General features: G+C 44.0%; 21 protein-coding genes and 1 pseudogene. 8 read left to right on the top strand and 14 right to left on the bottom strand.

Going from position 1 to position 23,176, the window contains the following annotated elements:
* The 6 genes from atpF to atpD all read right to left on the bottom strand — a co-directional run bounded on the left by atpF (window position 1) and on the right by atpD (window position 4,290).
* Window positions 1–504, bottom strand: coding sequence for a F0F1 ATP synthase subunit B (gene atpF / locus AB9N12_RS00120; RefSeq protein ID WP_369888934.1), 504 nt, complete (start codon window positions 502–504; stop codon window positions 1–3).
* Window positions 505–563: 59 nt separating this feature from the next.
* Window positions 564–821: an ATP synthase F0 subunit C gene (atpE, locus tag AB9N12_RS00125; protein ID WP_369888935.1), complete on the bottom strand. Its 258-nt coding sequence runs from the start codon at window positions 819–821 to the stop codon at window positions 564–566.
* Window positions 822–928: 107 nt separating this feature from the next.
* Window positions 929–2,071, bottom strand: a complete 1,143-nt coding sequence (gene atpB, locus AB9N12_RS00130) for a F0F1 ATP synthase subunit A (protein ID WP_369888936.1) — start codon at window positions 2,069–2,071, stop codon at window positions 929–931.
* Complete coding sequence (locus AB9N12_RS00135; protein WP_369888937.1) at window positions 2,055–2,489, bottom strand: hypothetical protein; 435 nt, start codon at window positions 2,487–2,489, stop codon at window positions 2,055–2,057. The genes atpB and AB9N12_RS00135 overlap by 17 nt, the downstream gene beginning before the upstream one ends.
* 22 nt (window positions 2,490–2,511) lie before the next feature.
* The gene (gene atpC, locus AB9N12_RS00140) at window positions 2,512–2,757 is read right to left on the bottom strand and encodes an ATP synthase F1 subunit epsilon (protein WP_369892764.1); all 246 of its coding nucleotides are present in this window, start codon (window positions 2,755–2,757) and stop codon (window positions 2,512–2,514) included.
* Between the two features lie 12 nt (window positions 2,758–2,769).
* Window positions 2,770–4,290 (bottom strand): F0F1 ATP synthase subunit beta, encoded by a 1,521-nt coding sequence (gene atpD / locus AB9N12_RS00145; RefSeq protein ID WP_369888938.1) that lies wholly within the window; start codon window positions 4,288–4,290, stop codon window positions 2,770–2,772.
* Between the two features lie 534 nt (window positions 4,291–4,824).
* On the opposite strand from atpD, the gene purT reads away from it, so the two are divergent.
* Window positions 4,825–5,991, top strand: a complete 1,167-nt coding sequence (gene purT, locus AB9N12_RS00150) for a formate-dependent phosphoribosylglycinamide formyltransferase (RefSeq protein ID WP_369892765.1) — start codon at window positions 4,825–4,827, stop codon at window positions 5,989–5,991.
* Window positions 5,992–6,020: 29 nt separating this feature from the next.
* Window positions 6,021–6,170: pseudogene (locus tag AB9N12_RS00155) on the top strand (glutamine amidotransferase); the annotation flags it as partial.
* A 445-nt stretch (window positions 6,171–6,615) separates the two neighbouring features.
* On the opposite strand, the gene AB9N12_RS00160 reads toward AB9N12_RS00155, so the two are convergent.
* From AB9N12_RS00160 to AB9N12_RS00175, 4 genes are all read right to left on the bottom strand, one after another.
* Complete coding sequence (locus AB9N12_RS00160) at window positions 6,616–7,761, bottom strand: acyltransferase family protein (protein WP_369888939.1); 1,146 nt, start codon at window positions 7,759–7,761, stop codon at window positions 6,616–6,618.
* A 99-nt stretch (window positions 7,762–7,860) separates the two neighbouring features.
* Window positions 7,861–8,424, bottom strand: coding sequence for a Crp/Fnr family transcriptional regulator (locus AB9N12_RS00165; RefSeq protein WP_369888940.1), 564 nt, complete (start codon window positions 8,422–8,424; stop codon window positions 7,861–7,863).
* 43 nt (window positions 8,425–8,467) lie between these two features.
* Window positions 8,468–9,091: a CatA-like O-acetyltransferase gene (locus tag AB9N12_RS00170; protein ID WP_369888941.1), complete on the bottom strand. Its 624-nt coding sequence runs from the start codon at window positions 9,089–9,091 to the stop codon at window positions 8,468–8,470.
* A gap of 90 nt (window positions 9,092–9,181) precedes the next feature.
* On the bottom strand, window positions 9,182–10,699 hold the full coding sequence (locus tag AB9N12_RS00175; RefSeq protein WP_369888942.1) for a DUF4301 family protein: 1,518 nt from the start codon (window positions 10,697–10,699) through the stop codon (window positions 9,182–9,184).
* A 106-nt stretch (window positions 10,700–10,805) separates the two neighbouring features.
* On the opposite strand from AB9N12_RS00175, the gene AB9N12_RS00180 reads away from it, so the two are divergent.
* The gene (locus AB9N12_RS00180; protein WP_369888943.1) at window positions 10,806–13,022 is read left to right on the top strand and encodes a bifunctional (p)ppGpp synthetase/guanosine-3',5'-bis(diphosphate) 3'-pyrophosphohydrolase; all 2,217 of its coding nucleotides are present in this window, start codon (window positions 10,806–10,808) and stop codon (window positions 13,020–13,022) included.
* 14 nt (window positions 13,023–13,036) lie between these two features.
* On the opposite strand, the gene AB9N12_RS00185 is transcribed toward AB9N12_RS00180, so the two are convergent.
* From AB9N12_RS00185 to AB9N12_RS00195, 3 genes are all read right to left on the bottom strand, one after another.
* Window positions 13,037–14,194: an MFS transporter gene (locus tag AB9N12_RS00185; protein WP_369888944.1), complete on the bottom strand. Its 1,158-nt coding sequence runs from the start codon at window positions 14,192–14,194 to the stop codon at window positions 13,037–13,039.
* Between the two features lie 11 nt (window positions 14,195–14,205).
* A complete protein-coding gene (panB, locus tag AB9N12_RS00190; protein WP_369888945.1) occupies window positions 14,206–15,027 on the bottom strand; it encodes a 3-methyl-2-oxobutanoate hydroxymethyltransferase in 822 nt (273 codons plus the stop codon).
* A 183-nt stretch (window positions 15,028–15,210) separates the two neighbouring features.
* The gene (locus tag AB9N12_RS00195) at window positions 15,211–15,858 is read right to left on the bottom strand and encodes an HAD family hydrolase (RefSeq protein ID WP_369888946.1); all 648 of its coding nucleotides are present in this window, start codon (window positions 15,856–15,858) and stop codon (window positions 15,211–15,213) included.
* Between the two features lie 149 nt (window positions 15,859–16,007).
* Here AB9N12_RS00195 and AB9N12_RS00200 point away from each other — a divergent pair, with 149 nt between their 5' ends.
* The 5 genes from AB9N12_RS00200 (at window position 16,008) to hcp (ending at window position 21,736) form a co-directional block, all read left to right on the top strand.
* A complete protein-coding gene (locus AB9N12_RS00200; protein WP_369888947.1) occupies window positions 16,008–17,369 on the top strand; it encodes an MATE family efflux transporter in 1,362 nt (453 codons plus the stop codon).
* A 184-nt stretch (window positions 17,370–17,553) separates the two neighbouring features.
* Window positions 17,554–18,357 (top strand): metallophosphoesterase, encoded by an 804-nt coding sequence (locus AB9N12_RS00205; RefSeq protein WP_369888948.1) that lies wholly within the window; start codon window positions 17,554–17,556, stop codon window positions 18,355–18,357.
* Window positions 18,338–19,141 (top strand): hypothetical protein, encoded by an 804-nt coding sequence (locus tag AB9N12_RS00210; protein ID WP_369888949.1) that lies wholly within the window; start codon window positions 18,338–18,340, stop codon window positions 19,139–19,141. Before AB9N12_RS00205 ends, AB9N12_RS00210 begins: the two co-directional genes overlap by 20 nt.
* A gap of 119 nt (window positions 19,142–19,260) precedes the next feature.
* The gene (locus AB9N12_RS00215) at window positions 19,261–19,929 is read left to right on the top strand and encodes a Crp/Fnr family transcriptional regulator (RefSeq protein WP_369888950.1); all 669 of its coding nucleotides are present in this window, start codon (window positions 19,261–19,263) and stop codon (window positions 19,927–19,929) included.
* A gap of 175 nt (window positions 19,930–20,104) precedes the next feature.
* Complete coding sequence (gene hcp / locus AB9N12_RS00220; protein ID WP_369888951.1) at window positions 20,105–21,736, top strand: hydroxylamine reductase; 1,632 nt, start codon at window positions 20,105–20,107, stop codon at window positions 21,734–21,736.
* Window positions 21,737–21,863: 127 nt separating this feature from the next.
* Here the strand turns inward: hcp and AB9N12_RS00225 are convergent, their stop codons facing one another.
* Window positions 21,864–23,048: a uracil-xanthine permease family protein gene (locus tag AB9N12_RS00225; protein ID WP_369888952.1), complete on the bottom strand. Its 1,185-nt coding sequence runs from the start codon at window positions 23,046–23,048 to the stop codon at window positions 21,864–21,866.
* Window positions 23,049–23,176: the final 128 nt, after the last annotated feature.

The following is a 23,176-nucleotide window of genomic DNA, read 5'->3' on the forward strand; positions in this document are numbered from 1 at the left end:
TTAGTTCTTATTCGGGGTTAGTACTTCATCCAGCATACGGTCGATCATCTCCATCTGTGCTTCCTTGTCCTCAAGACTCTTGCGGAGCACTTTCTCGGCGATGTCCACAGATAGTACGGCTACCTGACGACGGATATCGCGGATGGCTTCGTCTTTCTCTATCTGGATTTGTTGTTTCACCGCATCCAGTTCTTTTTGTGCGGCAATCTCGGCTTGTTTACGAGCCTCGTGAATAAGCTTGTCACGTTCTTCCATTGCTTCCCTCAAGATGCGTCCTTGTTCTTTGTTGGCAGCTGCCACCAATGCTTCGCCTTCTTCTTTCAGTTTAGACAACCGGGCATTAGCTTCTCTCGCCACCTCCAAAGACTGATCGATATAGGCCTTACGCTCCTCCACCATCTTGATGATGATGGGGAAGCCGTATTTCGCCAATACCACGAACACAATCCCGAATGAGAGAAACATCCAGAACAGCAGGCCACTATCCGGTAATAGTAATGACATACCTTTTAATTAAAAATTAAAGATTACAAATTAAAAAGCTGTATGGAGGTGTCTCCCTTTTAGAGGAAGAACACCAACAGACAGACTACTACCGCCAACAGTGCCACACCTTCAATCAAGGCAGCAGCGATAATCATGCTCATACGGATGTCTCCCGATGCTTCCGGCTGACGTGCGATTGCTTCCATTGCCGAACTACCGATCTTACCAATACCCAAACCAGCTCCGAGTACTACAAGAGCCGCACCGATAGTCGCACCTAATTTACTAACTCCTACTGCTGTTGCAGTGGCTTGTAACAATACTGATAGTAACATAATTTTCAGTTTTAAAATGGTTTATATTTTTCTTGTTTATTATTTAATCACTCATTCCACGCGGTTAGTCCGTATTCTTTTTATCGGTGTTTTCACCACGTTTCATTTCAATCTTCTTTTGTTTCCACTTTAGCCCCCTCCTGTGCCAGTCCGATAAACACTGCCGACAACATCGTGAACACGTAAGCTTGGATGAAAGCCACCAACAGCTCAAGCGCATTCATAAAGATGTTGAACAATACGGAAGCCACCGTCAATGTGCCGTTCAAGGCAGGTCCCATGCTCGCCGAGATAAATATCAGGCAAGTAAGCACCAGCATTGCCATGTGTCCCGCCAGCATATTGGCAAAAAGACGGATCATCAAAGCAAACGGTTTCGTGAAGATGCCGAAGAACTCGATGAGCGGCATCATCGGTACAGGAACTTTCAACCACCAAGGAACATCGGGCCAGAAAATATCTTTCCAATAATGTTTCGTTCCGAAGATATTGACTGCAACGAACGTACAGACTGCAAGCACCATAGTGATAGCGATATTTCCCGTCACATTCGCACCTCCGGGAAAGAATGGAATCAATCCCATCATATTATTGATAAAGATGAAAAAGAACGCTGTCAGCAGATAGGGTGCAAACTTGCGGTAATTGGGTCCTACACAACTTTTGATAATGTCATCATTCACCATCATGATAAACATCTCCATGAATCCGATAAATCCTCCCGGTGATTTGGTTCCTTGCGGACGTTTTCTGTACCAGTGTGCCACACTCAATACAATGACGAGCAACAACACGCTGTTGAACAACAGAGCAAACGTCACTTTCGTAATGGAAATATCCCAGGGACGGACCTGTTCGCCTGCCGCATTGTACTCAACCAGTTTGCCTTCATACTTGCTTCCTTCCGGAGCGATGGACAGTCCCTCATACATACCTCCATTCTCTTCAAGACGGGAAGAAGAGAACACATGCCACCCTGTCGTACCACTATAAACAATAACAGGTAATGGTATAGTAATATGGGTGTTACCCCATGTTGTAATATGCCATTCGTAAGAGTCTCCAATATGACCAAACACAATTTCCTTCACATCTACCGTGTTCTTCTGCTCCTCCTTTGAAGTAATTTCGTCCTCCACCTGTTGTGACATCGCCTTCCCCTCCTGCTCTTGTGCAAGAACCGGCAAGCCGACCGTCTCCATGAGACAGAACAGAATCAACGAAGTTAGTATGTTATGCAACTGTTTCATTTTTCTTCTTATTTTTCTTTTTCCGTATCTGATTCAACTCAAAAGAGAAGAAGAACCAGGTTTCGAATATCAGATATATCAAATAGAACGAGACAAACGTCAATAAAAAAGCTTTGGCTTCTTCGCGAACGACAAGACAATAGATCAATACCAAAACCAACGAAAGAATCATTTTTACCACCTTTATTGCCAGATACAACAGTAACAATCTCTGTGGAGCATGCAGGAGGCAAGCGTCGAACATATAGATGCTAAACAGACCGAAGAAGTAAAAATAGACCGGAATAAACGGATATCCTCCGAAATAATGTCCTGGCAAAGCGAAGTGTAGAATGACAGCTCCGAGTGCTGCGCTTATTACTGCAAACAAGGTATGCCAACAAATAAAGTTCCGTTTAATTTTACTAATACTTACCATCTTACTGTTTTTTCTATAAAAATCAGGAAATACAGGCAGAAACCGTGCCGTCACTCATCTCGACAAAACCGCCCTGAATATCCATCGTGTGCTCTTCTCCCTCCATCGTTGTGTACCTCAACGTTCCTGCTTTCAACGATGAGACAATAGGCGCATGACCCGGCAGAATAGAAAACGAACCGATCATTCCCGGCAATGTGACAATCTTCACATTGCCGTCGAATATGCTCTTTTCGGGCGATACTATACTCAAATGCAGTTCTTTCATCATGCTATCTTTTTATTTTTTAGCTGCCTGTTCCAACAATTTCTTACCTTTCTCTATTGCCTCCTCAATGGTTCCGACATTCAAGAAAGCCTGTTCGGGAAGATAATCCACTTCTCCTTCCAAAATCATCCTGAATCCCCTGATGGTGTCTTCGATACCCACCATTACGCCCGGAACGCCAGTAAACTGTTCGGCTACGGCAAACGGTTGCGAAAGGAAACGCTGTACACGACGGGCGCGGTTCACTACCATCTTGTCTTCTTCCGAAAGTTCCTCCATACCAAGGATGGAAATAATGTCCTGCAATTCCTTGTTACGTTGCAAAATTTGTTTCACTTGCTGCGCCACATCGTAGTGTTCCTGACCCACAATATGCGGATCGAGGATACGTGACGTAGAAGCCAACGGGTCTACAGCCGGATAAATACCCAGCTCCGTAATCTTACGATCGAGTACGGTAGTCGCGTCCAAATGGCTGAAAGTTGTTGCCGGAGCCGGGTCGGTCAAGTCATCGGCAGGCACATACACCGCCTGTACGGAAGTGATAGAACCTTTGCGGGTAGACGTGATACGTTCCTGCATTGCCCCCATTTCCGTAGCCAGCGTAGGTTGATAACCAACAGCGGACGGCATGCGTCCCAAAAGAGCGGACACTTCCGACCCTGCTTGCGTGAAACGGAAAATATTATCAATAAAGAACAGGATATCGCGTTTCTCACCTTCTTTTCCCGCATCGCGGAAAGATTCCGCTACCGTCAGTCCGGACAATGCCACAGAAGCACGTGCACCCGGAGGTTCGTTCATCTGACCGAATATCAGCGATACTTGCGATTTCTCCAGTTCGTTATAATCCACTTTCGAAAGATCCCAATGCCCTTTCTCCATTCCTTCCTTGAATGCCTCACCGTAACGGATCACACCGGATTCGATCATTTCACGTAGCAGGTCATTACCTTCACGGGTACGTTCACCTACTCCGGCAAATACAGAGAATCCGTTATGTTTCTTGGCGATATTATTGATAAGTTCCTGAATCAATACGGTTTTTCCCACACCGGCACCACCGAACAAACCGATCTTACCACCTTTAGCATACGGTTCGAGCAGGTCGATCACTTTGATACCCGTGAAAAGCACCTCTTGCACAGTTGTCAAATCCTCAAACTTAGGGGGTTCCCGGTGAATGGAATATGCGCCTTTGCGGTCGAGTCCTTTCATACCGTCGATTGAATCACCCACCACGTTCATCAGTCGTCCTTTAATCTGTTCGCCAATCGGCATGGTGATCGGACCTCCGGTGGGATACACTTTCATGCCTCTCTGAAGTCCGTCAGTACTATCCATCGCTACGGTACGCACCGTATTTTCACCGATATGTTGCTGAACTTCCACAACCAGTATTTTGCCGTTTGACCTCTTTATCTCCAGTGCATCATGAATGCTTGGCAGCACCAGTTCCGCATCCGTACCCTCAAAGTAGACATCGACCACAGGACCAATCACCTGCGAGATATGTCCAATAATCTGTGACATAAGCAATCTCTATTTATTTTATATTATTCTTTTCTCTCCCTTTGACTTTATAATATGACAAGGAATGAAAATCTTTCGCGTTTTACCTATTTTCATTATCATAGTAAACAGTTGAGTTCAATTTTTGTTCAACTATTTTCTATATTCGATAAACTTCTGTTCTGAGAAATAGTTAAAGAAACAACTGCACAAATGTAGAAATAATTCCGTGTCGTTGTGCTTTCTTTTTCATTATTTGTCGTTCAATAACACTTATTAGGCCTGCAAACACAACAGATTAACCAAAATCCCACAACCTTCCGCTACAATTTAAAAGCAAAATAGATTTAATACTAACAAACTGTCAATAAACTAAATTATTATCTACGGTTTTACGTCCACTTGTTTAAAATCAAGAAATTAGCCAAATCTGAAGATAGTGGCAAAGACAACTTCCCGATTTATATAAAAGAGCAATATAATAACGCTCTATACAGTTATTTTCTCATTTTTTTGCTGTAATTTTGCGCCACTTAATATAAAACACTCAAAATGATGAAGAAAATACTGTTACTCGGTTCCGGTGAACTAGGAAAAGAATTTGTAATTGCAGCTCAACGTAAAGGTCAACATATCATTGCTTGCGACTCTTATGCAGGAGCACCGGCTATGCAAGTGGCCGATGAATTTGAAGTATTCGACATGCTGAACGGTGAAGAACTGGAACGCGTTGTGAAAAAACACCACCCGGACATCATCGTTCCGGAAATTGAAGCCATCCGCACAGAACGTTTATACGACTTCGAAAAAGAAGGTATTCAGGTAGTTCCCAGTGCTCGTGCTGTGAACTTCACCATGAACCGCAAAGCCATCCGCGACCTCGCCGCTAAAGAACTCGGATTGAAAACAGCCAAATATTTCTATGCCAAAACCTTGGAAGAGCTGAAAGAAGCTGCCGACAAAATCGGTTTCCCTTGTGTCGTTAAACCGTTGATGTCTTCTTCCGGCAAAGGACAATCGCTCGTGAAGAGTGCCGACGAACTCGAGCATGCCTGGGAATACGGATGCAGTGGCAGTCGTGGCGATATCCGCGAACTTATCATTGAGGAATTTATCAAATTCGATAGCGAAATCACCCTGCTTACTATTACTCAAAAAAACGGCCCTACCCTGTTCTGTCCTCCCATCGGACACGTGCAGAAAGGTGGCGACTATCGTGAAAGTTTTCAGCCTGCGCACATCGATCCCGCCCATCTGAAAGAAGCGGAAGAAATGGCAGAGAAAGTAACCCGTGCATTGACAGGCGCAGGACTTTGGGGAGTCGAGTTCTTCCTAAGCCATGAAAACGGGGTCTATTTCTCCGAACTTTCCCCCCGTCCGCATGACACAGGTATGGTGACACTGGCAGGTACACAAAACCTGAACGAATTCGAACTCCACTTACGTGCCGTGCTCGGTCTTCCCATTCCGGGCATCAAACAAGAACGGATGGGCGCAAGCGCCGTGATTCTTTCCCCGATTGCCAGCCAGGAACGCCCTCAATATCGCGGACTGGAAGAAGTAACGAAAGAAGAAGACACCTACCTCCGCATATTCGGCAAACCGTTTACCCGCGTCAACCGCCGCATGGGAGTAGTGCTCTGCTATGCTCCGTCAGGTGCCAATTTGGATAATTTGCGTAATAAGGCAAAGAGAATTGCCGGAAAAGTAGAGGTTTATTAAAACGCCAGACAATCCAAAGGGAATAAGTGATGAATAATGAAATCCTATATATCCTCCTGCCCCATTATGCTGCGCACGAGATCGTATATCTTTCACAAGCTGTCACCTCCGATGAATTTGCACTGAAAGAAAATCCGAAGTATGTCAATAAGGTTGTCGCTCCGACAATGGAGCCTGTTTTTGTAGTATTAACGTAAGTCCGATACCATCTATACATAAGCAAATCAGTTCTCCGGATTTATTCAATCCGTTTTTTTTGATTACCTACTCGGATTCATCGCTTCGCCTATTCTAACTTCGTATAACTATAGTGTACTTTGCGTATGACTATAGTTATACGCAAGGGAGACTATAGTTATACGAAAGGGAAACTATAGTTATACGAAATCAAATTGCCTAACGGACAGAATCCTGACAGGCAATTACCCCATTAGAAATGCATGCGGGACTCATCTTCAGAGCACTCCAGACATCGGTCTTTCAACAACTTTATCACAAATGTACTTTCTGTTATCGCGATATATTGCTGCTTCAAGAAGAAGCCTGTCATTGACATAGAGTCCGTCAAGGACAGGCAACTTAATTTATTTTGAAGTTATTTCATGTTATGATAGATACTTACTCCTAGCTCAAGAAACATTTTGCCAAATACTTGCGTAAATGTTCATCATAGAATTTCAAGCTTAGATAAGCCAATACGATGCACAATGCGTAAACACATAAAGCTACTTGCCAAGTCTCGCCCAGCGTATAGAGTTGATTCTTAATCAGCCATGCATAAAACAGATACATCAACGGATAATGTATCACGTAAATCGGATAAGATATATCCCCCAAGAACTTACATATCTGCGTTGACCGCTTATCCGTCGTTGTTCCCGACGCACCCAGCCACACAAGGATAGGGAAAACAACGACAATGCAAAACGCTTCATACACACCGTTCGTACAAACCGGCTCTGCTCCCTCCACATAAGGAACGGAAAACAGGGCAATCAATATAAGGGTACATATCCAAAAAGCGCCTTTTATTTTCACTGGTTTGAAATTGCGGGATAAAAGCATACCCAAAGAAAAAGGGAAAAGCATTCTCAATGATCCGCCCAGAAAGTTTACGCCATCCAACGTCCATCCCACCCCCATGTTCCCATAACCGGAGACATCGAAGATAGCGAAAGACGTCAACGCCACTCCCAACAATACGACCATTACAGTCAACGTTTTATTAGACAAACGGCGAATGAACAACGCATAAAGGATATTGCCTATATACTCGAAAAACAACGACCAGCATGGTCCGTTCAAGGGGAACATCTCGCCATTACCACGAACTTCATAACCCGCACCCGGTATGGCAGGAATAAAAAATATCGCACAAAGAAGAGATAGCATGACCATGGATATGGCAACGTGTGTTCCATCCCATTGCACAGCCCCCTGAATACAGAACGTGATAGTTCCCAGGACAGCCCCTAAAACAACCATAGGATGAAGACGTATCAACCGGCGTTTAAAAAAATCTTTCATGGTCAGACTCTTACCCCAACGATCATCGTAAGCGTAACCGATCACAAAACCCGAAAGGATAAAAAAGAAATCCACGGCCAAATATCCGTGATTCAATGTTTCAATAGCACTATTACCGGCAAAAGCGAAGCCCTCGAATACATGATACCAGATCACCATAAGAGCCGCCACACCGCGAAGTCCGTCAAGAAGTTCATAATGCGCCTTGGTGTCTGCAAAGGCTGAAGAAGAAATGTTCGTCATCTGTTTTTTCTATTAGTATGTTAGTATTTTTCAGGTGACAAAGATATGATTTGCGCCACGAATTTTTTTTGCTTTAGAGCAAAAAAGCCTTGTTTATCGCTATTTTTTAGCGCGTACACGGCTAAGGGTATAGATAGAAATGCCTAGAAAAGCAGCCACATATTTCAGCTTCACCCGGTTTATCAATCCGGGATAGCGGCGATTAAACTGCTCGTAGCGTTCTTTGGGCGGAAGTTGGAGGCGATCCACAAACATGTGACTAAGCTCTTTATTGACATTCTGATGCAGAATTCTTCCCCAGTTGGCTATGTCGATATACGTTTCGTAGAGGGCATTCAGTTTGTCAATGTGGATAACGTAGATTTTGCAAGCGGAAAGCGTCTCAACACTTTCTATCGATGGTTGCTGATAGTAGAGCGAATCCATACCGAAGGTAACGTCCCCCTCCTGACTAAACCACGTAGTGGTGTCCTCTCCGTTGTGATGGAATATGGAACGGGTAATGCCCTCTTCAATGAAATAAACCAAGCGGTCTGTCACTCCTGTCTGAACAATATAGGTATCTTTTGGATAATACCTTAATTCCATATTCGCCTGAAGCGCTTGAAGTGCTTCATCGGAAACCGGATAGATTTGCCTGATTTTACGAATGATATTTTCCATTTAGGGGTAATGGCGTATTGCATTAGTTTTTTCAAAACAGAAGTTATAAATGGAGGTTCTCAACAAATTGTGCCACATGATAGCCATCCATCAAACCATGATGACAGGTAATAGAAACGGGCATCATCAGTCTCTCTCCTTCACGGAAGAATTTACCTGTGGAAATTTTGGGGACGCTGTCGCCCGAACGCATATTAGTGGGATGCTTCATGTCAGTAAAAGAGAGCCACGGCACTGCCGAATAATGAATGGCATTGGGATGGAAAGTACCTCCTTTGTTGAGTCCCGTAGTGGCTTGCAAACGTTTCATCTCGGCTTTTGCCCGGCGAATAAAGACGAGTTCGTCCGGATCGTATTCAAAGGCGGCAAAAGAAAAGGTATGGTCGGCACGGGCTACGGTAGCTTCGGGCAAAAGGCTGTCGTAGCACACCACTTTATCGCCTTCGATGCGGTAACGGAATTCTTCTACCGCAGCAGCGGCAGTCGTTACCCGGTGAAGGACTAGCAGGGAGAAGGATATGTCTTTGGCTTTGGCTTCCTGATACGCATGCGTACAGTCGACATGAACGGTCACTCCAAAAAACGGATCATCAAAAGCACTGAAATGCTCATAATGTTCTCTTCTGTTCCAAGTTGCAATATCGATGATTTTTTCTATCTGATTCATACTAAACACTCTTTATTTAATTTTCACCACAGATTGCACGGAAAGGGCACAGACTGAATCCGGGCGTATCTGTGGCGAAAATACATACAATTACTGATGTTGCTCACGCAACAGGTCGTTCACTGTTTTTACCGGGTTGAAGGTAGAAAGTGGCACTTCTACAAAGACGGTATTCCAGTCGCTCATCGCACCGTTCCACAAGCCGGGAAGTTCGAGAGCTTTCAGCTCTTTGCCATTCTTAGATTTGTAAGAGATGAAGCCGGTTGCTTTATCTACATATTTCACCAAGTCGAATTTGTGTCCCTTATAATCACGCACGGCGCATACGAGGTCCACCGGATTGAAGTGTGTGCCCTTTTCGAACATCTCTTTCTTAGCCGGATCGTTCATATCGATCTGCGAGCTTTCGAGGATTTGCAGGGAAATGGTTCCATCGCTATTGTAAGCAAGGAACGGACCGCCACCGGGTTCTCCTACGTTCTTCACCATTCCGCAGACACGCATCGGACGGTTGAACTTGTTTTTCAGATAAATGGCGAGTACGGAATCTTCCAGATTTTTCGTTTCCGGATTCTTGCAGAAAAGTTTCTTTTGCAAGAACTGAAGCATTTCCATCATCTGGTCATGGGTATATTTGCCGCTATCGAGCAAAGTGAGGTATTCGAAGACTTGTTTTTGCAAAGTCACGAGTACTCCGGCAATCAGTTTCTTATAAGTGACGGTGTCGGCTTTCAGCCTGTCGGGCACTACGTTGTCGATGTTCTTGATAAAGATGATATCTGCATCGAGGTCGTTCAGGTTCTCGATCAGGGCACCGTGACCACCGGGACGGAACAGCAGTTTTCCATTGTCACGGAAAGGCTGGTTGTCCATGTTGGCGGCAATGGTGTCTGTACTCGGTTTCTGTTCAGAAAAGGTAATGTAGTAGTCCACTCCGTAGCGTTTGGAGAATTCGTCTGCTTTTTCGGCTACCAACTTCTTGAAAAGTTCGTGATGTTCGGTAGATACCGTGAAATGCACATTCACTTTACCGCTCTTTCCGGCAGCATACATGGCTCCTTCGGCGAGATGTTCTTCCATCGGGGTACGTGAACTTTCGGGGTACTTATGGAATTTGAGCAGCCCTTTCGGCAATGCGCCATAATTCAGTCCGGCAGTATCGAGCAGGGCAGATACCACTGCTTTATAGTTGCCTTCTTCGATCAATTCGGAAATATCTTTTCCATCGATACGCTGGCAGGCTACATTCAGGTCGTCATAGAAAGCAAAATTTTTGATTCCGTTAAAGAATGCCTGTTCGAACTTGCTAGTCGGACAGTCATAGTCGGCAGACAGAAACTCGAATAGGTTCTTGAACATACGACTCGCTGCACCGGAAGCAGGCACGAACTTCACAATAGTCTTACCTGTGTTTGTATACGCGTCCCAAGCGTCCAGATAAGCCTTCTGTTCTTCTACATCGGGAGCCAATATTCCCTTTTCGATGGAAGCGGCCGCATCTAGTTTCAAAAAGGGGAAACCTGTCTGGAAGCAAGCCAATTGTTCTGCAATTTGCTCTTCCGTGATGCCTTTCTTGGCAAGCAACTCTTTGTCCTGTGTCGTTATCATACTATCTAATTTTATTAATTGATTCCCAAAAATACAAAATGTTATTCACTTCTTGCCGAATAACCGGGAAAAAAAGTAATTTTACATCGAATTAACAAGATTGAATATGGACGACTTTTTTACATCGGAGGAAAAAAAGGAGCTTTTTTCACTCTACCGGCATTTGTTGCAATCTGCAGGAGATAGCATTTCCTGGAAGGATTGCTTAAAGTTAAAGAGGCATCTTACCCAAGCAGCCGAGTGTAACGGCCTGCAACGCAATAATTTCGGGATGAATCCCGTCATCAGAGATTTACAAACGGCAGTGATCGTTGCCGAAGAAATCGGAATGAAAGGTTCGTGCCTGACCGGTATCATGTTGCACGAAATCGTGAAGGGACACGCATTGTCTATCGACGAGGTGAAAGCCGAATATGGTGAAGATGTGGCAAGTATCATCAAGGGATTGGTGAAAACGAACGAATTGTATGCGAAGAGTCCGGCCATCGAATCGGAAAACTTCCGTAATCTGCTGCTTTCTTTTGCGGAGGATATGCGTGTAATCCTGATTATGATTGCAGACCGCGTGAACGTGATGCGCCAAATCAAAGATACGGACAACGAAGAGGACCGGACCCAAGTGGCGAACGAGGCTGCATATCTGTATGCTCCGCTGGCGCATAAGCTGGGACTGTATAAGCTGAAATCGGAACTGGAGGATTTGTCTCTCAAATATACGCAGAAGGAAACGTATTATTTTATCAAAGATAAGCTGAACGAAACGAAGGCATCCCGTGACAAGTATATCGCCGCTTTTATCGAGCCGATCAAGAAGAAGGTGGCAGAAGCGGGACTGAAGTTTGACATCAAGGGGCGCACCAAGTCGATACACTCGATATGGAGCAAGATTCAGAAACAGAAGACCTCTTTTGAAGGGATTTACGACTTGTTCGCTATCCGTATCATCCTCGATTCGGATCCGGAACCGGCCAAGGAGAAGCAGGTATGCTGGCAGGTTTATTCGATTGTAACGGATATGTATCAACCGAACCCGAAGCGTCTGCGCGACTGGCTCTCTATCCCGAAAAGTAACGGTTACGAGTCTTTGCACATCACCGTGATGGGACCGGAAGGGAAATGGGTGGAAGTGCAGATACGTACCCGCCGCATGGACGAGATCGCAGAACGCGGACTGGCAGCCCACTGGAGATATAAAGGCATCAAAGGTGAAACGGGTCTGGATGAGTGGTTGACTTCTGTGCGCGAGGCATTGGAAAATGCAGACAACGACTCGATGAAAGTGATGGATCAGTTCAAGATGGATCTCTACGAGGATGAGGTGTTTGTTTTCACTCCCAAGGGCGACTTGTTCAAGCTCGCCAAAGGGGCTACAGTGCTCGATTTTGCGTTCCATATCCATAGCAAACTGGGATGCAAGTGTATCGGTGCGAAAGTGAACGGCAAAAATGCACAGCTTAAACAGAAACTGAACAGTGGCGACCAAGTGGAAATCATGACTTCAAACACCCAGACCCCGAAACAGGACTGGCTGAACATTGTGACGACCTCCAAAGCGCGCACCAAGATAAGGCAGGCTCTCAAGGAGATAGTGGCACGTCAGCATGCTTTTGCCAAAGAGACGTTGGAACGGAAATTCAAGAACCGTAAGCTGGAATATGATGAAGCGACCATGATGCGCCTCATCAAGCGACTGGGATTCAAGAATGTGACGGAGTTCTATCAACAGATCGCCGACGGTGGACTGGACGTTAACGAGATTCTGGATAAATATGTAGAGCAACAGAAACGGGACAGTGATACGCACGATGAAATTGTTTATCGCAGTGCCGAAGGGTATAACTTGCAAGCTACGCAGGAGGAAACGATGTCCAAGGAAGATATACTGGTGATCGACCAGAATCTGAAGGGGCTGGAATTCAAGTTGGCTAAATGTTGTAATCCGATTTATGGGGATGATGTGTTTGGGTTCGTTACGGTAAGCGGGGGTATCAAGATACACCGGACTGACTGTCCGAATGCCAGCCAGATGCGTGAACGTTTCGGTTACCGGATTGTGAAAGCTCGTTGGGCGGGAAAATCGATAGGTACGCAGTATCCTATCACGCTGCGGGTGGTAGGGCATGATGATATTGGTATCGTGACTAATATCACTTCTATCATCTCAAAAGAGAATGGCATCACACTACGCTCCATCGGAATCGACTCGCACGACGGTCTGTTCTCCGGAACGCTGACGGTCATGGTGGGTGATACGGGACGTTTGGAGGCTCTTATCAAGAAATTACGTACTATAAAAGGAGTAAAACAAGTTAGCCGGAATTAATTCCGGCTATTCTCCTATCTTACTTTCTTCTTTATATAATAAGGGTAAGTAATCAATACAAAAAAGAGTAAGGCGATTGATGCTACGATTTGTCCTGTATGAAGCATTTTGTCAGTATCCAGTTCCATGTAGCAGGCGGTAGCGATACCCAAAGAAATGCCGACTTCGGTTGCCAGTAGATGTGTGGTGTTGGCTGTTCCGCGTTGGCAATGGTGGGATAGCTTTACGAACATCACCAGAAATTCCGGCAGGATAAGGCCTAACCCCAATCCTAAGAGTACGGAAGAAATACCCATCGATATGTTTGTATTCAATAAAGATACGGCAACTATTTCCAATCCAATTCCCATAATGACCAGTCGCGAGTTTTTCTCTTTCAAGAAAAACAGACGTGCAAAGAACAGGGAAATAATATATCCGACCACTATCCCTACAAAAAACGGTACGGGGATTCTCCTGTCACCAAGTACGGAATCATTTAGAAAAGGGTGTACCAACGAAATCAGTAAGCCCGGAACGAAGGTTATCAGAATCAGATTGACAGCAGGAACCCATCCACGAAGCAGTAAAAAACGGTCGAAAGAATAGAGTTTGGTGACAATCGGTGCACGGAAAGGCACATATACTCCCGACAACACGAGGATTCCTGCTACTCCCGTTACAACAGATACTGTGAGCAGGTTTTGGAATGAGTGACTTTGATATAACCATACTCCGAGGATAATACCTACGATCATTCCCAAGCGTGCTGTCCATGAAAAACTGACGTTTCCCGCACTGCGCAGTGTGGAGTTAGTGATGTCGATAGCCAATGTGATGCCGGCTGTAGTGCCTATACCAAAGGCGAGACCCTGCACAGTACTCAACAGAATCAGTTCTGTGAGGTTTGTCACAAAAGCATATCCGATTGTTGCCACTACCATCAGGGCGGCAGCAAACATACATACGTATTTACGCTTGTATGCATCTACCAGATAGGCATGAAAAGGACCGATGAGCAACATCCCCAAGGTTAAAAAGAGAAAAATGCCCCCTGTCTGTGCAACCGGCACTCCGAGACGGTCACACATCTCAACCGAAAGCACCGGAAACAACAGATACAAGGATATAAACAACAGCAAATTAGCCACACATATCCGTATAAAATGAACTGTCCATAATTTAACTGCCATATACAATATATTTAATACTGTTCCTTCTCGTTAGGGAAATAACAATTCTTCACGTCAGAAACGTAACTGCTGATTGCATCGGTCATCACCGTGTACAAATCAGCATAACGACGCAAGAAACGCGGACGGAATCCGTTATTCATGCCCAGCATATCCTGAATCACCAATACCTGACCGTCTACGTGTCCGCCGGCACCGATACCGATAATAGGTATAGTCAGCTCGGAAGCTACACGTTCGGCAAGAGTGGCGGGAATCTTTTCGAGTACAATGGCAAAACAGCCTGCTTCCTCCAGCAAATGAGCGTCGCGAATCAGTTTACTGGCTTCGGCATCGTCCTTGGCACGCACGGTATAGGTACCGTATTTATTGATGGATTGGGGCATGAGTCCCAAATGTCCCATTACCGGAATACCGGCACATACGATGCGTTTCACCGTATCTATGATTTCTTCACCGCCTTCGAGCTTCAATGCGTCAGCGTGGCTTTCTTTCATAATGCGGATAGCGGAAGCAAGTCCTTCCATTTCGTTGCCCTGATAAGAGCCGAAAGGCATATCAACTACCACCATTGCACGCTTTACACCACGTACTACGGATTTAGCATGATAAATCATTTGGTCGAGGGTGATAGGCAATGTAGTAACATTACCAGCCATTACGTTAGAAGCAGAATCGCCTACCAGAATCACATCCATTCCCGCACCATCTACAATCTGGGCCATTGTGTAGTCATATGCAGTCAACATAGATATTTTTTCGCCTCTCTGTTTCATTTCGATCAAGCGATGAGTAGTCACCTTTCTTGCGTCATCTGAGATATAACCAGCCATGTCTTTTTAAATTAAATATTAAATATTAAAAATGAATGCGGCGCCGAACGCCTTCAAAAATTGCGGCAAAGTTATAACATTTAATTCATAACAGAGAAGGAAAAACAAAAAATCCTTCCAAACGCTTCGCTTAGATAACTGGGAGGCGTTTGGAAGGATTCTATGAAATATGATAAAAGTCCCTTAACGATGTAAGGTCAGGAGCTTGTCGTATGTCATTTCGGTAAAGTCACCTATAATATAATGTGCTTTTCCGGTGATAGCTTCACGGGAGTTAGTAGTGGCAAGTCCAATCACAGTTGCCCCGGATGTCATACCGGCTTGCAGACCGTGGAAAGAATCTTCAAAGACATAAGTGTTTTCAGGAGTCGCTTCAGCTATTTCCATACCCAGAAGAAAACAGTCGGGAGCAGGTTTTGAATGAGCAAACATTTCTCCGGTCAGAATACGGTCTACCATTCCTTTAAATTCAGGATGGGCATTGTAGACGTTTGCCATCTTCTCTTCATTAGAGCTGGTGACTACGGCTATCTTTGCACCGTTCCGGCGAAGATCAGCGATAAAGGCTTCCACTCCAGGGATATATTCGTAGGACATCTTTTTCTCATAAACATTAAGTTCAGCGGTTATTTCGGTCTGTGCTTCAGGTTTATCCGAAAAATACTTTTCATAGATTTGTGACAGTGTCTGTCCTTTGATCCGGTGTCCGAAATTTTCTTCATTCAGATATTTCCTTCCTTGCTCGTCCCAGAAAACGGTATACTGAGTTTCTGTATCCATAATGACACCGTCAAAGTCGAAAAGTGCCGCAATTGTTTTCGTTGTATTCATATTAAATTTTCTTTTTACCTAAACGTTAAACCTTGTGTATCTACTACTGCAAAGTTCCGAATAATCATCGAATCAGGCAAATAATTCGTACCTTTGCAAAGCTAAAAAAAACGTAACATACGTTTTTATCCAACAAAATATACTGGCACATGAGCAAGAACGACCCGCACATCTTAGGTAAAGAAGTTATCGGCAAATTGCTGTTACAATATTCCATTCCGGCGATTATCGGAATGACAATTACTTCCATTTATAATATTATTGACAGTATCTTCATCGGGCATGGCGTAGGTCCGATGGCCATTGCCGGACTGGCAATCAGTTTTCCACTGATGAATCTTGTGGTCGCTTTCGGCACATTGGTATCAGCGGGTGGTTCTACCCTTGTTTCTATCCGTCTGGGACAAAAAGATATGAAAGGAGCTACGGAAATCTTGTCACACACATTAATGCTCTGTATCATCAATTCGTTCTTCTTTGGCATATTGTCTTTTATCTTTCTGGATGATATCTTGGTTTTCTTCGGAGCCAGTAACGAGACGCTCCCTTATGCACGAAGCTTTATGCAGGTAATCTTGCTGGGTACTCCTATCGCTTACACGATGATCGGACTAAACAACGTAATGCGTGCTACCGGATATCCGAAGAAGGCTATGCTTACCTCGATGGTAACGGTGGTGGCCAACATGATCCTCGCTCCTATCTTTATCTTCCATTTCGGATGGGGAATGAGGGGGGCTGCCATGGCAACGGTGATTTCGCAGTTGATCGGTATGGTGTGGGTAGTGAGTCATTTCGTCAAAAAAGATAGTACGGTACATTTTGAAGGGAATATCTGGAAGGTGAAACGGAGGATTATAGAGAGTATCTTCGCCATCGGTATGTCTCCATTCCTGATGAATATCTGTGCTTGCGCTATCGTTATCGTTATCAATAACAGCCTGCAAAACTACGGAGGTGATATGGCAATTGGTGCTTATGGTATTATCAACCGGTTGCTGACGCTTTATGTAATGATTGTGTTAGGCCTGACTATGGGTATGCAGCCAATCGTCGGTTACAACTTCGGAGCACATAAGATAGACCGCGTGAAACAAACGCTGCGATTGGGGGTTATCTCCGGTGTAGTGATTACCAGCAGCGGATTCGTAATTTGCGAATTCTTCCCTCATGCAGTATCAGCTCTTTTCACCGACAGTGATGAATTGATTGATCTGGCCGTAGGCGGCATCCGGTTGGCTGTATTGATGTTCCCGTTTGTTGGCGCACAGATTGTAATCGGTAACTTCTTCCAAAGCATCGGCAAAGCAAAAGTAAGTATTTTCCTTTCACTGACACGACAATTACTTTACCTTTTGCCCTGCTTATTACTCTTCCCCAATTGGTGGGGATTGAAAGGTGTCTGGATCAGTATGCCGGTATCGGATGCACTGGCGTTTATTACAGCAGTCTTCAGCTTGATGATCTACATTAAGAAAGTATCCAACCAACATATAATAGTAGCAGAATAAAGTATCTGCCCTGCAAAACGAGAAACCGATGAACCTTCAGTGGGAAATAGTTAAGTAGACAAAGCTGTTACTATTCAAATTACCAGATTTATTGTTCAATCATCCCGCATTCCTGCTCCAGCCATTGTTATTCCCGAAGAAAACTCTATCTTTGTCGAGAGTTTTCTAAATTACATTAGTTAATATGATGAGAAAAAGTTTACATGCACTCTTGTCGTGCTTTTTACTTTCGGGATGTGATATGATAGATTACCATCCATACGATGTCCGTATCAGCGGTGAAACAGAAGTCAATGCACATAATATTGAAAGAATAGAGTCGAACTGCAAGGATAAGACCACCATACGCTTTGCGACAATGGGCGACTCACAACGCTGGTACGATGAAACAGAGGACTTTGTAAAAGCGATCAATAAAAGAAATGACATCGACTTCGTTATTCACGGAGGAGATATGAGTGATTTCGGGCTAACCAAGGAATTCCTTTGGCAAAGAGATATCATGAACGGACTCAAAATTCCATATGTGGTCCTTATCGGAAATCACGACTGCCTGGGTACCGGAGAAAAAACATACGAGGCCGTATTCGGTCCTACCAACTTTTCTTTCATCGCAGGTAATGTGAAATTTATCTGCCTGAACACTAATGCACTGGAGTATGACTACTCCGAGCCTGTACCGGACTTTACCTTTATGGAACAGGAACTTACGGACCGGCAGGATGAATTCGATAAAACGGTCATTAGTATGCATGCCTGCCCTTACACGGATGTATTCAATAATAATGTGATTAAAGTATTCCAGTATTATGTCAAACAATACCCGGGAATACTGTTTTGCACAGCCGCCCACACGCATCACTTTCGGGATGACGTGATTTTTGATGATGGGATACATTATGTTACCAGTGATTGTATGGATCTCCGTACTTACCTGGTATTTACAATAACTCCGGAAAAATATGAATATGAACTGGTTAAATACTAACTATATTTTGCGCGCAGGAATACTATCCGTACTAGTGCTATTTCCCGGTCTGATTTCGGCTACTTGTAAAACCGATACAATCATACAATCATACCAGACCGATTCACTCCGCTTCATCATCAAAGATGATTCAATTATCGCCTTTCGCACAGGAGATTCTATATTCACCATCATCAAAGCGGACTCCATACTACCGTTTACACCGAAACGGGTTAAACACACCCACTATGATAAACGGGTGCACCGTTTCCGAAAAAATTGGGAACGAATTATCCCTACCCATTCCAAAATACAATATGCCGGAAATATGGGATTACTCTCTTTCGGCACGGGATGGGATTACGGGAAACATAATCAGTGGGAAACGGATATATTGCTCGGCTTCATCCCCCGATATTCTTCCCGAAAGGCCAAAATAACCATGACACTCAAACAGAACTATATGCCATGGAGCATCCATATCGGAAAAGGCTTCTCAACGGAACCTTTTGCCTGTGGACTTTATATGAATACTGTATTTGGAAACCAATTTTGGACAAGTGAACCGGAGCGTTATCCGAAAGGTTACTATGGCTTCTCCAGTAAAATACGTTTCCATCTCTTCATGGGACAACGCCTGACATATGATATTGACCCGCAACGCAGATTCTTGGCCAAATCCGTGACTTTTTTCTATGAAATAAGCACGTGTGACCTTTATGTTATCAGTGCTGTTACCAATAGCTATCTCAGTCCCCGTGATTACCTCAGTTTATCATTCGGCTTGAAATTCCAGTGGCTATAAATAGAGACACAAGGAATATAAAACCAATTTTGAATTATGATTCCTGAATTATCACATCTCTTTTTGCTAAGTTTGCGCTTTACAAACTTGAACGAAAATAAGTAAACAACTATTGATATATGATACCGACACTCGTCAACAATCCCCTATTTCGGGGAATCACTCCGGTAAGACTTTCCGCCGATCTGGAAGAGATTAGTTTTCATACACGTTCTTATAAGAAAGGGGAAATCCTGGCTCAACAGGGAACAGTGTGCAACCGCCTTGTCATCCTGACTAAAGGAAGCGTGCGTGGAGAGATGATCGATTATTCGGGGCGTCTTATCAAAGTGGAGGACATCGCTGCTCCAAGAGCAATTGCCCCTCTGTTCTTGTTCGGTAAGGAGAACCGTTATCCGGTAGAAGTGACTGCTAATGAAGCGACAGAGGTTATCGAACTTCCTAAATCCAGTGTATTGAGTTTATTCCGCAAAAACGAGCAGTTTTTGGAAAACTATATGAATCTTTCTGCTAATTATGCACGGACCTTATCGGATAAGCTTTTCTTCATGTCATTTAAGACGATTCGTCAGAAACTTGCTTCGTATTTGCTCCGACTATATAAACAGCAGCAACAGGCGCATATTACCCTCGACCGTTCACAACAGGAATTGAGTGATTACTTCGGGGTGTCCCGTCCTTCCCTCGCCCGTGAACTGGCGCATATGCAGGAAGACGGATTATTGATAGCCGATCGTAAGCATATCACTATCTTACAGAAAGAAGCACTGGTCCGGCTTATCCAATAATGGAATCGACTTAAGAATTCATGGATTGAATATTGACCGGGTAATAATCAAATAGTGAGTATCTATATAAAAAAAGATTCATTGTTGTAACATTGGTTACAGAATCACCTGAAACCTTTCCTCTACTTTTGCATTCAAGAAACAAACTATTGGACTAATTAAAAACGTAAAAGTTATGAGTATGTTCTGTTATCAATGTCAAGAAACCGCAATGGGTATCGGTTGTACCTTGAAAGGTGTATGCGGTAAAACTTCTGAAGTAGCTAACCTGCAAGACCTACTACTCTTCGTAGTACGTGGAATTGCTGTCTACAACGAACATCTGCGTAAAGATGGACATCCTTCCGGACAAGCAGACAAATTTATCTATGATGCTTTATTCATCACGATCACCAACGCCAATTTTGATAAATCGGCTATTACTGAAAAGATCAAAGAAGGACTGAAACTGAAAAAAGAACTTGCCAACAAGATAAAGATTGAAAATGCTCCTGACGAATGTCTTTGGAATGGAAGCGAAGAGGAGTTTGAAGAGAAATCAAAAACTGTCGGTGTACTTCGCACCCCCAACGAAGATATCCGATCACTGAAAGAACTTGTACATTATGGCCTGAAAGGGATGGCTGCCTACGTAGAGCATGCGCATAACCTAGGCTACGAGTCACCGGAAATATTTACTTTCATGCAGCATGCCTTGTCCGAACTGACTCGCAATGATATTACAGTGGAAGAACTGGTTCAGCTGACTTTGGAAACAGGAAAGCATGGAGTATCGGCAATGGCACAGTTGGATAAAGCGAATACCAATAGCTACGGAAATCCGGAAATCTCACAAGTGAGTCTCGGTGTACGCCATAATCCGAGTATATTAATCAGCGGACATGATTTGAAAGACCTAGAAGAGTTATTGGAACAAACGGAGGGTACAGGAGTAGATGTATATACTCACAGCGAAATGTTGCCTGCACATTATTACCCTCAACTAAAGAAGTACAAGCATCTGGCAGGAAACTACGGAAATGCCTGGTGGAAGCAGAAAGAGGAATTTGAAAGTTTCAACGGTCCTATCTTGTTCACCAGTAACTGTATCGTTCCGCCACGTGCAAATGCCAGTTACAAGGATCGTATATACATCACAGGAGCCTGCGGTTTGGAAGGGGCACATTACATCCCCGAACGCAAAGACGGAAAACCGAAAGATTTTTCTTCTCTGATTGCGCATGCCAAACAATGTCAGCCACCGGTAGCCATTGAAAACGGAACGATTATCGGAGGATTCGCTCATGCACAGGTGACAGCCCTGGCAGATAAAGTAGTGGACGCTGTGAAGAGCGGAGCTATCCGTAAATTCTTTGTAATGGCAGGGTGCGACGGACGTATGAAAAACCGTGAATATTATACGGAATTTGCTCAAAAATTACCTGGTGACACCGTGATTCTTACTGCCGGTTGTGCCAAATACAGATATAATAAACTGGCTTTAGGTGATATCAACGGGATTCCGAGAGTGTTGGATGCAGGGCAATGTAACGACAGCTACTCACTGGCTGTCATCGCTTTAAAACTGAAAGAGATCTTCGGACTGGATGATGTAAATCAGTTGCCTATCGTATACAATATCGCTTGGTACGAACAAAAGGCAGTTATTGTTTTATTGGCATTACTGGCTTTAGGAGTGAAACATATTCATCTGGGACCTACTCTCCCCGCTTTCCTTTCACCGAACGTAAAGAACGTATTGATCGAACAATTCGGAATCGGAGGCATCAGCACAGTAGATGAGGATATTGTGAAGTTCCTATCCTAAACAACAATGGAATATAAAGATAGTGACGGTATTATCGTCGTATGCCGTCACTATCTTTTTCTATATTAAACAGGATCTCCATATTTATCCTGCACGCATAGTCAATCGAATCTTTTTGAATAGAATATCAATCTTCTCCAGGCAATATTAAATTAAGAAGTACTCCCACCAAAGCTGCCAGTCCAATGCCGGACAATGAAAAATCGCCCCAATTAAAAGCAGCGCCACCAATACCGACAGTCAGTGTCAAAGACACAATGATTATATTTCTTGTACGACTCAAATCAATGCTATTATTCACAAGATTACCAATGCCCGCACAAGCAATCGTTCCAAAAAGCAATAACATGATACCGCCCAGTACCGCACTTGGAATGGATCTTAATAATGCACTTATTTTACCGATAACAGAGAATAAGATAGCGGAAATAGCAGCTATTCTTATCACTTGCGGATTGGTTATTTTTGTCAGGGCCATGGCTCCGGTCACCTCCGAATAGGTTGTCACAGGAGGACCACCCAACAATCCGGCACAAAAACACGCCATACCATCCCCCAATAAAGTACGATGCAATCCCGGCTCTTTCACAAAATCTTTTCCTGTAACCGCATTAACTACATAGATATCACCAATATGTTCTATCACCGGAGCAATGGCTACCGGAATCATAAACAACACAGGTTCCCATGAGAATTTAGGAAAGACAAACTGCGGCAATCCAATCCAGGGAGCATCCCTGACACCGGATAAATCCAAATCGTAAAAAAGCCATGCAGAAAGATACCCTACAACAATTCCGCAGAAGATAGGAATCAGTCTCAAAAGCCCCTTGGCCTTCATTGAAACAACGACTGCGGCAACCAACGAAAGTATCGCCAGTACCCAGTTCTCTTTAGCCATGTTCACTCCCGTTTCCGCCAATGACAAACCAATCAGAATGATGACAGGTCCTATGACAACAGGAGGAAACAGCCGTTCAATCACCCTCACTCCCTGCCATTTGACAAGTGCACTCATCACAAAGTAAACTAGCGCTACTCCAACCATGCCGGATAAGGTGCCGGGCAACCCATAAAGTTCTGTCGCTTTAATGATAGGCGCAATAAATGCGAAGCTACTCCCCAAAAAGACAGGAACCTTTCCACGCGTAACCGCATGAAAAATAAGCGTACCAATACCTGCTGTAAACAGAGCAGTAGAAGGGTCAAGCCCCACCAATAACGGCACGAGTACCGTAGCTCCGAAAGCTACAAACAAGAATTGTACCCCCACCACCCCTTTCCTCAAAGGTGTAAGATCATTTGAATCCATAAATATAATGTAGATTATTCTCTGCAAAATTAGTCTTTTTAGACAATTTAACTCCCTTTTTTTACAAAATACATCCCAAAAGGGTTTTTATTTGTTGTTAATAATGTGTAACTTCGCACAGTGAGAAT

Source organism: Bacteroides sp. AN502(2024), assembly GCF_041227145.1.
Taxonomy (GTDB): Bacteria; Bacteroidota; Bacteroidia; order Bacteroidales; family Bacteroidaceae; genus Bacteroides.

What these genes read in the sequence shown, in the direction of transcription:
- atpF (WP_369888934.1), bottom strand. Translation starts at nt 504, where the DNA reads ATGTCATTACTATTACCGGATAGTGGCCTGCTGTTCTGGATGTTTCTC.
- atpE (WP_369888935.1), bottom strand. Translation starts at nt 821, where the DNA reads ATGTTACTATCAGTATTGTTACAAGCCACTGCAACAGCAGTAGGAGTT.
- atpB (WP_369888936.1), bottom strand. Translation starts at nt 2,071, where the DNA reads ATGAAACAGTTGCATAACATACTAACTTCGTTGATTCTGTTCTGTCTC.
- AB9N12_RS00135 (WP_369888937.1), bottom strand. Translation starts at nt 2,489, where the DNA reads ATGGTAAGTATTAGTAAAATTAAACGGAACTTTATTTGTTGGCATACC.
- atpC (WP_369892764.1), bottom strand. Translation starts at nt 2,757, where the DNA reads ATGAAAGAACTGCATTTGAGTATAGTATCGCCCGAAAAGAGCATATTC.
- atpD (WP_369888938.1), bottom strand. Translation starts at nt 4,290, where the DNA reads ATGTCACAGATTATTGGACATATCTCGCAGGTGATTGGTCCTGTGGTC.
- purT (WP_369892765.1), top strand. Translation starts at nt 4,825, where the DNA reads ATGAAGAAAATACTGTTACTCGGTTCCGGTGAACTAGGAAAAGAATTT.
- AB9N12_RS00160 (WP_369888939.1), bottom strand. Translation starts at nt 7,761, where the DNA reads ATGACGAACATTTCTTCTTCAGCCTTTGCAGACACCAAGGCGCATTAT.
- AB9N12_RS00165 (WP_369888940.1), bottom strand. Translation starts at nt 8,424, where the DNA reads ATGGAAAATATCATTCGTAAAATCAGGCAAATCTATCCGGTTTCCGAT.
- AB9N12_RS00170 (WP_369888941.1), bottom strand. Translation starts at nt 9,091, where the DNA reads ATGAATCAGATAGAAAAAATCATCGATATTGCAACTTGGAACAGAAGA.
- AB9N12_RS00175 (WP_369888942.1), bottom strand. Translation starts at nt 10,699, where the DNA reads ATGATAACGACACAGGACAAAGAGTTGCTTGCCAAGAAAGGCATCACG.
- AB9N12_RS00180 (WP_369888943.1), top strand. Translation starts at nt 10,806, where the DNA reads ATGGACGACTTTTTTACATCGGAGGAAAAAAAGGAGCTTTTTTCACTC.
- AB9N12_RS00185 (WP_369888944.1), bottom strand. Translation starts at nt 14,194, where the DNA reads ATGGCAGTTAAATTATGGACAGTTCATTTTATACGGATATGTGTGGCT.
- panB (WP_369888945.1), bottom strand. Translation starts at nt 15,027, where the DNA reads ATGGCTGGTTATATCTCAGATGACGCAAGAAAGGTGACTACTCATCGC.
- AB9N12_RS00195 (WP_369888946.1), bottom strand. Translation starts at nt 15,858, where the DNA reads ATGAATACAACGAAAACAATTGCGGCACTTTTCGACTTTGACGGTGTC.
- AB9N12_RS00200 (WP_369888947.1), top strand. Translation starts at nt 16,008, where the DNA reads ATGAGCAAGAACGACCCGCACATCTTAGGTAAAGAAGTTATCGGCAAA.
- AB9N12_RS00205 (WP_369888948.1), top strand. Translation starts at nt 17,554, where the DNA reads ATGATGAGAAAAAGTTTACATGCACTCTTGTCGTGCTTTTTACTTTCG.
- AB9N12_RS00210 (WP_369888949.1), top strand. Translation starts at nt 18,338, where the DNA reads ATGAACTGGTTAAATACTAACTATATTTTGCGCGCAGGAATACTATCC.
- AB9N12_RS00215 (WP_369888950.1), top strand. Translation starts at nt 19,261, where the DNA reads ATGATACCGACACTCGTCAACAATCCCCTATTTCGGGGAATCACTCCG.
- hcp (WP_369888951.1), top strand. Translation starts at nt 20,105, where the DNA reads ATGAGTATGTTCTGTTATCAATGTCAAGAAACCGCAATGGGTATCGGT.
- AB9N12_RS00225 (WP_369888952.1), bottom strand. Translation starts at nt 23,048, where the DNA reads ATGGATTCAAATGATCTTACACCTTTGAGGAAAGGGGTGGTGGGGGTA.